Here is a 12,687-nt window from a genome sequence, read left to right as displayed (position 1 = left end):
ACGGCCTTGAAACGGGCTGCCGGATTGGCGAGCTTGTGACGCCAAGGCGAAGGCGCCAAGGAGACCGACCATGACCCCCTTCGCCATCGCGCTGCCGGGCCAGATCCAGTTCGGTCGCGGCACCGCTGCGCGTGCGCCGGTGCTGATCCGGGCCTGGGGTCCGCGCGGCGTTCTGGTGCATGGTGGATCGGCCCGACGGGCCGACTGGCTGCTGGCCGCGCTTCGGGCAGAAGGGGCTGAAATCACGGTTGTCTCCTGCCCGACCGAACCGACGCTTCCGCTGCTGGAGGTGGCGCTGGCCAGGCTGAGGACAGGACCTGCGCCCGCATGGGTGGTCGCCATTGGCGGCGGTGCGGCAATGGATTTCGGCAAGGCGCTGGCGGCCTTGCTGCCCGCGCCGGGCGGGCCGATGGACCACCTTGAGGTGGTGGGCAAGGGCCTGCCGCTGACTGCCAACCCGCTGCCCTTCGTCGCCTTGCCCACCACTGCAGGCACCGGGGCCGAGGCCACGCGCAATGCGGTGATCGGCCTGCCCGAGCATGGCCGCAAGGTCAGCCTGCGCGACCCGCGGATGCTGCCGCGGCTGGCCATCGTCGATCCGGCGCTGACCGACCACAGTCCTTGGTCGGTCACCCTGGGTTCGGGCCTTGATGCGGTGGTGCAGGTGATCGAACCCTACCTGTCGCGCAAGGCCACGCCCTTCACCGACGCGATCACCGCCCCCGCCATCGGCCACGGCCTGGTGGCGCTGGCGCGGCTGATGCAGGCCGAAGACCCTGCGGCGCGCGACGAGATGGCCTTCGTCAGCCTGACCGGCGGCATGGCGCTGGCCAATGCGGGCCTTGGCGCGGTGCATGGCCTGGCCGGGGTGATCGGCGGGCTGTCACCGGCGCCGCATGGGGCGGTCTGCGGCGCGCTGATCGGGCCGGTGCTGGCGGCCAACCGCGAGGTGGCGGCGGGCGAGACCGCGCGGCGGATCGCCGAGGTTTGCGCGACCATCGCCAGGGTGCTTGGCGGCGCGGCGACAGATGCGCCACAGACCCTGCACGCCTGGGCAGGCGACGCCGGCCTGCTGGGGCTGACGGCGATGGGGCTGGACCCCGCGCTGCACGCCCGGGTGGCGCGTGAGGCACTGACCTCCAGCTCCATGGCCGGCAACCCGGTGGCGCTGGACGAGGCCGCGCTGCTGGCCTGCCTGACCGCGGCCGCCTAAAGGTCGGGCGAGACCTTCCAGGCGCGCAGCTTGTAGACCGTGCCGGGGCGCGGCCGCGGCTTGTCCTCGGTCTCGCGCATCCGGCGCTTGAAGCCGTGCAGCGGTGTCGCGCGGTCGTCGATGCGAATCTCCACCACCGAAGGCCCTTCATGGGCAAAGGCCGCATCCAGTGCCGCGCCGATCTCGTCGGGTTTCTCGACGTAGAACCCCTTCAGCCCCATCGCCATGCCCGCCGCGGCATAGCCCGGCACCACCCCTTGGGTCTCCAGCGAGGACGAGATCGGGTTCTTGAAGAAGATCTCCTGCCAGAGGTTGATCCAGCCCAGCTTGCCGTTGTTGATCACCACGTTGACGATGCGCTGGTTGTATTGCGCCTGGGTCGCCAGCTCGCCGATGGTGTAGGAAAACGCCCCGTCGCCGGCCAGCGTGACCACCCGCGCGCCGGGGGCAAGCTGGGTGGCCGCGCCGATGGCGCCGGGGACGGAATAGCCAAGGCCCCCCTGGCCGCGGGCGAACAGGAACTGCCGCCCCGGCTTGCGCGCCGGGATGTAGCCGGCAATCCAGCCGGCCGCGAAAGAGGCGTCCGAGACGATGATATCGTCCTCGCCCAGCCGCCTGCCGATCTCGGCCGCGACGCGGGGCGGCAGGACCGGAACCTGGGTCGAGGCCATTTCCTCGGCGGTCTCGGCCTCGCAGGCGGCCTTGATCTTGGCGATCCGCTCCATCCAGTCGGGCCTGGTGCCCGCCGTGCCCTTGCCCAGCGCGGCGTGCAGGGCGCGCACGGTGTCGCGCACGTCGCCGAACAGCGGGATCGTCGGGCGGAAGGTGCGTCCATGCTCCAAGGGGTCGATGTCGATGGTGATGGTGGCCTGTTCCGGCGTCGGCAGGGTCCAGTTCATGCCGGTGTTCTGGCTGACCTTCGATCCGCACCAGATCACCAGGTCGGCCTCGGGCACCAGGTCGATGGCGGCCTTGGCGCCCAGGGGGTTCAGCACGCCGGCGGCATAGGGCCGGGTCTCCGGCACCGCGCCCTTGCCGGAAAGCGAGGTCACGACCAGCGCGTCCAGCATGTCGGCCAGCGCGGTGACGTCCGCCGCCGCGTCCGAGCCGTGGACGCCACCGCCGCAGACCAGCGCCGGGCGCTGCGCCTTGCGGATCAGCGCGGCAGCGCGGGCAATGTCGTCGGCGGGCGGCACGCTGCGCAGATAGGGGATGCGGCGGGTGCGGTCGTCCACCACCACCGGCAGCGCGGCCTCGTCCCAGTCGGCATCGAAGATGTCATGCGGGATGATCAGCGCCACCGGGCCGGGGCGCGGGGCGGTGGCGATCCGCAGGGCGGTGCGCAGAAGGTCCGGCAGGGCGGCGACCGATGGCACCATGAAGGCCGCCTTCGAGCAGGTCTTGAACAGTGCCAGCTGGTCATAGCCCTGGCTGGCGATGCCCTTCTCGCGCAGGGCCAGCCAGTCGGACGGCAGTTCGCCGATGATGCCCAGCATCGGGATCGAGGCGTTCAGCGCCTCAAGAAACCCGGCCGGCAGCAGGTTCGACCCCGGCCCCACGGTCACGTCGCAGACGCCGACCTTGCCGGTCAGCCGGGCATAGCCGTCGGCGGCATAGGCGGCGTTCCTTTCGTCGCGCATCAGGATGTGGCGGATGCGGTCCTGCCGGCGCGAGATGCCGTCATGCAGCGCGGTGGTCTGGCCGCCGGGCATGCCGAAGACGTAATCCACCCCGGATTGCGCCAGCATTTCGGCCAGCATGTCGCCGATATGGGGGTTCGGATGGGTCATTGCTTTGGCTCCGACAGCAGGGCGTGGAAAGGGATGCGGCCGGCGACAGGCGCCGCCGGCCGCAAATGTCAGCTCAGTTCCAGGACTTGATCAGCTCGTCATACGAGATGGTGATCGGGTCCGGGTCCTCGTTGTCCAGCTTGGCCACCGGCGAACCGGGGGCGTCCAGCCAGACCTGCGGGTCCTGCTCTTCGTTCATCTTCGGGCCGATGTCGCCCTGAACGCCGGCCTTCTCAAGCCGGATCAGCACCTTCTCCTGCTCGGCGCACAGCGCATCCAGCGCCTCTTGCGCGGTCTTCTCGCCCGACAGCGCGTCGCCGATGTTCTGCCACCACAGCTGCGCCAGCTTCGGATAGTCCGGCACATTGGTCCCGGTCGGCGACCAGGCCAGACGGGCCGGCGAGCGGTAGAACTCGATCAGCCCGCCCAGCTTGGGCGCACGGTCGGTGAAGTGTTGGCTTTCGATGGTGGACTTGCGGATGAAGGTCAGGCCGACGTCGGCCTTCTTCAGGTCCACCGTCTTCGAGGTGACGAACTGGGCATAGAGCCAGGCCGCCTGGGCGCGGTCCACCGGGGTGGACTTGAGCAGCGTCCACGATCCGGCGTCCTGATAGCCGATCTTGGTGCCTTCCGACCAGTAGGCGCCGTGCGGCGAGGGGGCCATCCGCCACTTCGGCGTGCCGTCCTCGTTCATCACCGGCAGGCCGGGCTTGACCATGTCGGCGGTGAAGGCGGTGTACCAGAACATCTGCTGGGCGATGGACCCCTGCGCCGGCACGGCGCCGGCTTCGGCGAAGGTCATCCCCTGCGCTGCGGGGGGCGAGAACTTCTGCAGCCACTCTGCGGCCTTGGTGATGGCGTAGACCGCCGCCGCGTCGTTCGTGGCACCGCCCCGGGCGACGCAGGACCCGACGGGGCGCGAATTTTCATCCACGCGGATGCCCCATTCGTCCACCGGCAGTCCGTTCGGCTCGCCCTTGTCGCCCATGCCGGCCATCGACATCCAGGCGTCGGTGTAGCGCCAGCCCAGCGACGGGTCCTTCTTGCCGTAGTCCATGTTGCCATAGACGCCTTCCGCGGGCCCGCCGATGTAGGACATGTCGCGGCCGGTGAAGAACTCGGCGATGTCCTCATAGGCCGACCAGTTGACCGGCACGCCCAAGTCATAGCCGTACTTGGCCTTGAACTCTTCCATCGTCTTCGGGTCCGTGAACCAGTCGTAGCGGAACCAGTAGAGGTTGGCGAACTGCTGGTCGGGCAGCTGGTACAGCTTGCCGTCCGGCCCCGTGGTGAAGCTGAGGCCGATGAAGTCGTCCAGGTCGAGGCCCGGGTTGGTGACCGCCGCGCCGTCGCCTGCCATCCAGTCCGTCAGGTTGTGCGCCTGCTGATAGCGCCAGTGGGTGCCGATCAGGTCGCTGTCGTTGATGTAGGCGTCATAGATGTTCTCGCCCGACTGCATCTGCGTCTGCAGCCGTTCCACCACGTCGCCTTCGCCGATCAGGTCATGGGTGATCTTGATGCCGGTGATCGCGGTGAAGGCGGGCGCCAGCACCTGGCTTTCGTAGGTGTGGGTGGTGATGGTCTCCGAGACGACCTTGATCTCCATGCCCACATAGGGCGCGGCCGCATCGACGAACCATTGCATCTCGGCTTCCTGGCCGGCGCGGTCCAGCACCGACAGCCCGGCGATTTCTGTATCGAGAAACGTCTTTGCCGCCTCCATGTCGGCAAAGGCCGGCAGCGAGAGCGCAAGGCCCACCGCTGTCGTCGTAAACATCAAACGGTTCATTCCATCCTCCTCATGTTGAACCATAGCGTCTTGTCGTGCAGCGGGCCGGTTCTGCGCCGGCCTTGTCGCGCGGGGCGGGTCACACCCAGCGAAAAACGATGACGGCCCAGATCGCGCAGGGGATCAGGGCATAGGGTTGCGGGCCAAGGCCAAGGCCCAGCCAAGCCAGGTTGATGAAGGCGCTGCCCAGCAGCGTGATGAACAGCCGGTCGCCGCGCGTTGTTTCGATCCGCAGGATTCCGACCCTGGGGGTTTCCGGGTAGCGGACGGCCAGCAGGGTAAAGACGATCAGCGTCGCCGCGATCACCCAGAAGAACAGCGCGATGGGAAAGCTCCAGGCCATCCAGCCGCCGCTGATCATCTGCTCGGTCCAGAGGAATTCGCCGTCCTCGCGCGGAACGGCGGCGACGATGCCCGCAAGGATGACCAGCATCGCGGCGGCGGTGCCCAGGTAAAGGCCGGTCCAGCCCCGGGCGTTCATCACACCCTCCCCAGGGCAAAGCCCTTGGCGATGTAGTTGCGGACGAACCAGATCACCACGGCGCCGGGCACGATGGTCAGCACCCCGGCGGCGGCCAGCGTGCCGTAGTCCAGGCCCGTGGCCGACGAGGTGCGCGTCATCGCCACGCCGATGGTCTTGACGTTGACCGAGGTCAGCGTGCGGCTGAGCAGCAGGTCCACCCAGGAGAACATGAAGCAGAAGAACGCCGCGACGCCGATGCCGCTGGCGATCAGCGGCATGAAGATGCGGGTGAAGAAGCGGAACCAGGAGTAGCCGTCGACATAGGCCGTCTCGTCGATTTCCTTCGGCACGCCGCGCATGAAGCCTTCCAGGATCCAGACCGCCAAGGGCACGTTGAACAGGCAATGCGCCAGCGCCACGGCGATGTGGGTGTCGAAAAGCCCGATCGAGGAATAGAGCTGGAAGAACGGCAGCGCGAAGACCGCGGGCGGCGCCATCCGGTTGGTCAACAGCCAGAAGAACAGGTGCTTGTCGCCGACGAAACTGTAGCGCGAGAAGGCATAGGCCGCCGGCAGCGCCACGGTGACGCTGATCACCGTGTTCATCAGCACGTAGATCAGCGAGTTGACATAGCCCATGTACCAGGTGCTGTCGCTGAAGATGTTGACGTAGTTCTGCAGCGTCGGCCGGGCCGGCCACAGCGTCATGGTGCTGAGGATCTCGACGTTGGTCTTGAAGCTCATGTTGACCAGCCAGTAGATCGGCACCAGCAGGAACAGGATGTACAGGACCAGCGCCACCCGCGACACGGCGGTGCCGGCCGAAAGGCTGCGCGCGGGGCGGCGGCGGGGCAGGGCGGTCGCGACGGCGGTCATTTCGGCACGTCCTCCCGGTCGAGGTTGACCATGATCGTGTAGAACGCCCAGCTGACCAGCAGGATCACCAGGAAATACATGATCGAGAAGGCCGCGGCGGGGCCAAGGTCGAACTGCCCCAGCGCCATCTTCACCAGGTCGATGGACAGGAAGGTGGTGGCCGAGCCGGGGCCGCCGCCGGTGACGACGAAGGGCTCGGTATAGATCATGAAGCTGTCCATGAAGCGCAGCAGCACCGCGATCAGCAGCACGCCCTTCAGCTTCGGCAGCTCGATGTAGCGGAACACGGCCCAGCGGCTGGCCTGGTCGATGCGCCCGGCCTGGTAATAGGCCTGCGGAATGGCCTGCAGCCCGGCATAGGACAGCAGGATCACCAGCGAGGTCCAGTGCCAGACATCCATCACGATCAGGGTGATCCAGGCCGCCGTGGCGTTCTGGCCCAGGTTGTAGCTGATCCCCAGCTGGTCCAGCGTATAGCCCAAGAGGCCGATGTCGATGCGCGCGAACAGCTGCCAGATGGTGCCGACCACGTTCCACGGGATCAGCAGCGGTAGCGCCAGCAGCACCAGGCAGAGCGAGGCCCAGATCCCCCGCTTGGGCATGCAGAGCGCGATGGCGATGCCCAAGGGCACCTCGATGGCCAGGATGATGGCGGAAAAGATCAGCTGCCGCTTCAGCGCCGCCCACATCCGGTCATCGGTCAGCACGTCCTGAAACCAGTCGGTGCCGACCCAGAAAAAGACGTTCTCGCCGAAGGTGTCATTGAAGGCGTAGTTGACCACCGTCATCAGCGGCAGCACCGCCGAGAACGCTACCAGCAGGAACACCGGCAGCACCATGAACCAGGCGCGGTTGTTCTGCGTCTTCTGCATCAGCTTGCCCCCCGGCCGCGCGGCGCGATGCGCCAGTCGTTGACGAAGACGCCGATCTGCCCGGCGTCGAAGGTGACGCTGTTGGCATCGGCGGGGATCTCCACCCCTTCCGGCACCACGGCGGCCAGCGCCATCCCGTCCAGGCTGGCGCGGACGATGCGGTGGCGGCCCACGTCCTCGACCCGCTGGAGGGTGACCGGCAGGTCGCCGTCGCGCTCCAGCGTCACGAATTCCGGCCGGATGCCGATTTGCACCCGGCCCGCCTGCGCGCCGTAATCGGCATCCAGCGGAATGCGGTGGCGGCCGACCTGGGCGGTGGACCCGTCGACGCTGGCGTCGAACAGGTTCATCCCCGGCGAGCCGATGAAATAGCCCACGAAGGTATGCGCCGGCCGGGCGAACAGCTCTTCCGGAGTGCCCAGCTGCACCACCCGGCCTTCGTGCATCAGCACCACCTTGTCGGCGAAGGTCAGCGCTTCGGTCTGGTCATGGGTGACGTAGATCATGGTGTGGCCGAACTCGCGGTGCAGCGCCTTCAGCTGCGTGCGCAATTCCCACTTCATCTGCGGGTCGATCACCGTCAGCGGCTCGTCGAAGAGGATCGCGTTGACGTCCTCGCGCACCATGCCGCGGCCAAGGCTGATCTTCTGCTTTTCATCCGCCGTCAGGCCCTGCGCCTTGCGGCTCAGCCGGTCCTCGAGGCCCGTCATCCGCGCCACCGCCTGCACGCGCGCGTCGATATAGCCGCGGTCCATGCCGCGGTTGCGCAACGGGAAGGCCAGGTTCTCGCGCACCGTCATGGTGTCGTAGACCACCGGGAACTGGAACACCTGCGCGATGTTGCGCGCCGTGGTGGGGGCGTCGGTCACGTCCTGGCCGTTGAACAGCACCTGCCCCTGGCTGGGCCGCCGCAGCCCCGAGATGATGTTCAGCAGCGTGGTCTTGCCGCAGCCCGAGGCGCCCAGCAGCGCATAGGCCCCGCCGTCTTCCCAGGTCAGGTCGATGGTCTTCAGCGCATAGTCCTGCTCGCCCCTGGGATAGGGAAAGTAGCTGTGCGCCAGGCCGGAAAGGGTGATCTGCGCCATCGCTCAGGCCATCCCTGCATAGGGCGCCGGGGCGGCAAGACGGCCGCCTGGCTCGAACAGATACACATGGGCGGGGTCAAGCCACATCGGAACCGCGCTCCCCGGGGCGGGGTGGTGTACGCCATGCACCAGCGCCACCCAGCGGTCGCCCGCGTGATCGAGGTGCAGGAAGGTCTCCGACCCGGTGATCTCGGAGATGCCGATGGTGCAGTCCAGCCGCACTGCCACGCCGGAATGCGCGTTCATCCGCAGGTGGTTGGCGCGGAACCCGGCCAGATAGTCGCCGTCGGCCAGCCGTTCATGCGTCTCGCCCGCCATCGCCTGCACGCCGCGGGCAAAGACCAGCCGGCTGCCTTGCTTGCGCACCGCGGCGAAATTCATCGGCGGATCGGAATAGACCCGCGCCGTGGTGGCATCGACCGGCTGGCGGTAGACCTGCGGCGCCGGGCCGAACTGGGTGATCCGGCCTTCCCACAGCGTCGCGGTGTTGCCGCCCAAGAGCAGAGCTTCTTCCGGCTCGGTCGTGGCATAGACGAAGATCGCGCCGGATTCCTGAAAGATGCGGGGGATCTCGATGCGCAACTCCTCGCGCAGCTTGTAGTCCAGGTTGGCCAGTGGCTCGTCCAGAAGGACGATCCGCGCCTCCTTGACCAGCGCCCGGGCCAATGCGCAGCGTTGCTGCTGGCCGCCCGACAGCTCCAGCGGCTTGCGGTCCAAGAGCGGCTCAAGCCGCAGCATCCCGGCCGTCTTTCGGACCGCCGCCTCGATCCGCGCCCGATCCCAGCCCAGGATGCGCAAGGGCGAGGCGATGTTGTCGAAGACGGTCATCGACGGGTAGTTGATGAACTGCTGGTAGACCATCGCCACCTTGCGGTCCTGCACCCGCACGCCGGTGACATCCTGGCCGCGGTCGATCACCCGGCCCTCGGTCGGCACGTCCAGCCCGGCGATCAGCCGCATCAGCGTGGTCTTGCCGGCCAGCGTGGGGCCCAGCAGCACGTTCATCGTGCCGTCCTGCAGCACAAGGTCGGTGCGTTGCATGTGCACCCGCCCGGTGATCGATTTGCTGACGCCCTGCAACTCGATCACGTCGCGCCTCCGAAGGCGACGGCAGCGGCATTGCCCGACCGGGCTGCCGCAAGCGCCTGCTCCAGCACCCGGTGCCGCGGATACTTTGCCAGATGCGGGGCACCGCGGTCGGCGTTCACCTCGTGCCGCCGGGCGATGCCCGCCATCGCCGTCTGCGCTTCGGTCAGCGAGCCATATGCGCCCACCGCCGCCGCCGCACAGATCGCGACGCCAAGCGCGCCGAACTCGGACCCGACCGGCACTTCGACCGGCAGCCCCAGGATGTCGGCGAACATCTCTGACCAGCAGGTGCTGCGCGAGGCGCCGCCGGCCAGACGGATCACCTTCGGTCGGGCGGCATGCCGGCCCGACAGCGCCCGGTCGATGTCGGCCTTGTGGGCGAATACGATGCCTTCGAACACCGCTTGCATGATCTCGTCGAAGCCGGTCTGCGCGCTCATCCCGATCAGGCCCGCAGGCGCCCCGTCGGGACCGCCGAAAAGATAGGGAAAGAACATCGTCTCGCTCGGCATGCCCATCCGGCGTGACACGGCAGCATTGATGGTGTCGTAGATGTCGCCGCCGCCGGTCGGCGCCCCGCCGTGTGCGAGGACGGTCTTGACCAGCCATTCCAAGTTCGAGGCCGAGGTGGCCGAGGCCTGCACCGCAAGCCAGCCGCCCAGCGGATAGGGAAACTGCAGCATCGGCGTGGTGTCGGTCTTCGGTTCGTCCGTGTGCAGCGTGGCCGCGATGGAAAACGTGCCGGCGATGACGCTCATCTGGTCCGAGCGGACAATCCCCGAAGCCAGCGCCGAGGCCGACATGTCGACCGTGCCGCGAACCACCGGCGTGCCCTGCCTGAGCCCGGTCAGGGCCGCGGCCTCGGCGCTGACCCCGCCCACGACCTCGTCCGAGCGGCCGATCTCGGGCAGCTTGTCGGCCCAGACTTCAAGTCCAAGGGCCTCAAGGGCCGCCCGCGAATAGGTCCCAGTCCGGCAGTCCAGCAGCCCTGCGCTGCCGGCGTCGGTGAAATCGGTGGACAGGTCGCCGCACAGACGCGTGCGCAGGAAATCCTTGCAGAACGCCACCCGGTAGGTCTTGTCCAGAACCTCGGGCTCATGCTCTTGCAGCCATGCCAGCAGCACCGACGACTGGCCCGGCCAGACATATTGCTGAACCTCGCCCTGGTAGGCCGCGGCACGCCCATCCGCTTGCCAGCCGGCGATCATCGCGACCGCACGGCCGTCGGTCGAGACAATGCCATTGCGGACCGGGTTGCCGGCCCGGTCCAACAGGTAAAGCCCGCTGCCATAGCCCGAGACGGCCACCGCCAGCACATCCGCGGGCGCGGTACCGCTTTCGGCCAGCACATGCCGCACCGCATCGGTCGCGGCTCGCCACATCGCATCAGCGTCGCGTTCGGTCCAGCCGTCCCGCGGAAACAGCATCACGTTCCGGCTGCGTGCGCAGGCCAGTTCGCGTCCGGTCAGGTCGAACAGCGCAGCCTTCGTCATCGTGCCCCCGGCGTCGATGCCGATCACGCAAGAACCCATGGCCTCCTCCCTGATAGGTCGGGTCCGGCATGGGACGGACCGACCACTTGTAATAACGAGTTACGCTACATCTGCCCCGCACCTTGTCAAGTGCCCTTGCGGAAGCGCCCAACTATTGCACAACTGACACCAATTGCTGTGCTGCGGCAAGATTCCCGCAGTGCGTGGCGCAGCAAGGTCGCTCTGTCCAATGTCTCGATCTTGCATCTTGTAATAACAAGTATGCTTTGCCATCCTCTCGCGATGCGTCTGGGGAGGTTGGGCGGGAATGCAAGCGAGGGGGGAATTGATCGAACGGCTTCGCGCCGGGCGCGTGCCCGACATCCTGATTGTCGGGGGCGGGATCAATGGCGTCGGCGTGTTCCGCGATCTGGCAGCACAAGGGGTGGGGGCGTTGCTGGTCGAGGCGGGTGACTTCTCGTCAGGTACCAGTGCTGCGCCCTCGCGACTGATCCATGGCGGCTTGCGCTATCTGGAAACCGGCGAGGCGCGGCTGGTACGTGAGTCACTGGTGGAACGCAACCTGCTGCTCAAGAACGCTCACCATGTGGTGCATCCGCAGCCGATCTGGGTGCCGCTGAAAAACCGTTTCGGCGGCGCGCTGACGGCGCTGGCGCGGTTCCTGCGGCTGACCACCCGGCCGGGGCCGAAGGGTCTGGTCCCGGTCTGGATCGGGCTGAAGCTGTATGACGTCTTCGGCCGCGCGCATCAGACCATGCCGAACCACCGGATGCTGTCGGGCGATGCCGCCCGGCGCGAGATGCCGGTGCTGGGGCCCGACGTCTTTGGCGTCGGCGAATACTACGACGCCCGCATCACCCATCCCGAACGGCTGGTTCTGGAACTGGTCGCCGATGCCGAGGCCGATTGTGCCGACAGCTTCGCGCTGCCCTATGTCGCCGCCGGAGCGCAGCACGACGGCGCCATCGACCTGACCGACCGGGTCACTGGAAAGGTTTTTCAGGTCCGGCCGAAATTGGTCATCAACGCCGCCGGCGCCTGGGTCGACCGGGTGCAGGGGGGCTTCGGCTTCGGGGGCCGGCTGATCGGCGGCACCCGTGGCACCCACCTGGTGATCGACAAGCCCGACCTGACCCGCGCCATGGCCGGCCGGATGCTGTATTTCGAGACTGCCGACCACCGCGCCTGCCTGGCCCTGCCGCTGGACGAACGCCACCTCTATGTCGGCACGACAGATGTGCGCACCGACGACCCCGACGACCGCAACTTCACCGAAGCCGAGATCGATTACATCTTCGACGTTCTCCGCCCGGTCCTGCCGGGGCAAAGCTTCGACCGCTCGGAGATCGTCTTTGCCATGGCCGGGGTGCGGCCCCTGCCGCTGCAAAAGGCCGATGTCCCCGGCCAGATCAGCCGGGACCACCGGCTTGACCGCCACGGACCCGCCCCCGGGCGCCCGTTCGAGACGCTGGTCCTGGTCGGCGGCAAGTGGACGACATACCGTGCCTTCGGCGAACAGGTGGTCGACTGGGTGCTGGCCTGGCGCGGGCGGCCGAGGACCTGCCGTACCGATACGCTGGCGATTGGCGGCGCGCGCGAGCTGCCGCGCGAGGCTGCAGAAAAGGCGCGCTGGGTGCAGGCCCTGGCGCAGGACACCGGCATCGACGCGGTCCGTGCCCGCATCCTGTGCGACCGCTACGGCAGTGGCGCGCGACGCATCGCCGCGGCCGAAGCGGCGGATTCGCGGCAGTTTTCCGACCTCGCCGCCTATACGCCCGCCGAGATCGGGGCTATCTGTGCCGCCGAGCGGGTGACCCACCTGCAGGACATCGTGTTGCGGCGCACGCTCATGGGGTTCGAAGGTCTGCTCACCGATACGCGCCTGGACGAGATCGCTCAGGTCGCGTCGCGTGCGCTGGGATGGAGTGACGACCGCACCCAGGCGGAACGGGCCGAGACCCGTCGCCTGCTGCAAGAGAGACACCTGGTGAACCTGGGACGGACACAACCCGGATGAC

At 67.8% G+C, this 12,687-nt stretch carries 10 protein-coding genes; 2 read left to right on the top strand and 8 right to left on the bottom strand.

Annotated features, from left to right (window positions below; all coding sequences use genetic code 11):
• Positions 1-70 precede the first annotated feature (70 nt).
• Positions 71-1,213 (top strand): iron-containing alcohol dehydrogenase, encoded by a 1,143-nt coding sequence (locus LHP98_RS10550; RefSeq protein ID WP_227252496.1) that lies wholly within the window; start codon positions 71-73, stop codon positions 1,211-1,213.
• On the opposite strand, the gene LHP98_RS10545 is transcribed toward LHP98_RS10550, so the two are convergent.
• From LHP98_RS10545 to LHP98_RS10510, 8 genes are all read right to left on the bottom strand, one after another.
• Entirely contained in the window at positions 1,210-3,003 is a 1,794-nt protein-coding gene (locus tag LHP98_RS10545; RefSeq protein WP_227252495.1) for a thiamine pyrophosphate-binding protein, read from the bottom strand. The two genes, LHP98_RS10550 and LHP98_RS10545, sit on opposite strands and share 4 nt — an antisense overlap.
• A gap of 73 nt (positions 3,004-3,076) precedes the next feature.
• The gene (locus tag LHP98_RS10540; protein WP_413687705.1) at positions 3,077-4,780 is read right to left on the bottom strand and encodes a carbohydrate ABC transporter substrate-binding protein; all 1,704 of its coding nucleotides are present in this window, start codon (positions 4,778-4,780) and stop codon (positions 3,077-3,079) included.
• Positions 4,781-4,871: 91 nt separating this feature from the next.
• Entirely contained in the window at positions 4,872-5,273 is a 402-nt protein-coding gene (locus LHP98_RS10535; protein WP_227252493.1) for a DUF2160 domain-containing protein, read from the bottom strand.
• A complete protein-coding gene (locus LHP98_RS10530) occupies positions 5,273-6,130 on the bottom strand; it encodes a carbohydrate ABC transporter permease (protein ID WP_227252492.1) in 858 nt (285 codons plus the stop codon). The genes LHP98_RS10535 and LHP98_RS10530 overlap by 1 nt, the downstream gene beginning before the upstream one ends.
• Positions 6,127-7,002: a carbohydrate ABC transporter permease gene (locus tag LHP98_RS10525; protein WP_227252491.1), complete on the bottom strand. Its 876-nt coding sequence runs from the start codon at positions 7,000-7,002 to the stop codon at positions 6,127-6,129. The genes LHP98_RS10530 and LHP98_RS10525 overlap by 4 nt, the downstream gene beginning before the upstream one ends.
• Complete coding sequence (locus LHP98_RS10520) at positions 7,002-8,087, bottom strand: ABC transporter ATP-binding protein (RefSeq protein ID WP_227252490.1); 1,086 nt, start codon at positions 8,085-8,087, stop codon at positions 7,002-7,004. Before LHP98_RS10520 ends, LHP98_RS10525 begins: the two co-directional genes overlap by 1 nt.
• A gap of 3 nt (positions 8,088-8,090) precedes the next feature.
• Entirely contained in the window at positions 8,091-9,128 is a 1,038-nt protein-coding gene (locus tag LHP98_RS10515; RefSeq protein WP_227252534.1) for an ABC transporter ATP-binding protein, read from the bottom strand.
• A 44-nt stretch (positions 9,129-9,172) separates the two neighbouring features.
• Positions 9,173-10,708 carry an FGGY-family carbohydrate kinase gene (locus tag LHP98_RS10510; protein WP_227252489.1) on the bottom strand — a complete coding sequence of 512 codons (1,536 nt, stop codon included), beginning with the start codon at positions 10,706-10,708 and terminating at the stop codon, positions 9,173-9,175.
• Between the two features lie 286 nt (positions 10,709-10,994).
• Here LHP98_RS10510 and LHP98_RS10505 point away from each other — a divergent pair, with 286 nt between their 5' ends.
• Complete coding sequence (locus LHP98_RS10505; protein ID WP_227252488.1) at positions 10,995-12,686, top strand: glycerol-3-phosphate dehydrogenase/oxidase; 1,692 nt, start codon at positions 10,995-10,997, stop codon at positions 12,684-12,686.
• Position 12,687 lies beyond the last annotated feature (1 nt).

It is taken from the genome of Rhodobacter sp. Har01 (assembly GCF_020564565.1).
Lineage (GTDB): Bacteria > Pseudomonadota > Alphaproteobacteria > Rhodobacterales > Rhodobacteraceae > Pseudogemmobacter.
Note: the sequence above shows the minus strand (reverse complement) of the source record. Positions and strands in the feature narration are given on the sequence as shown.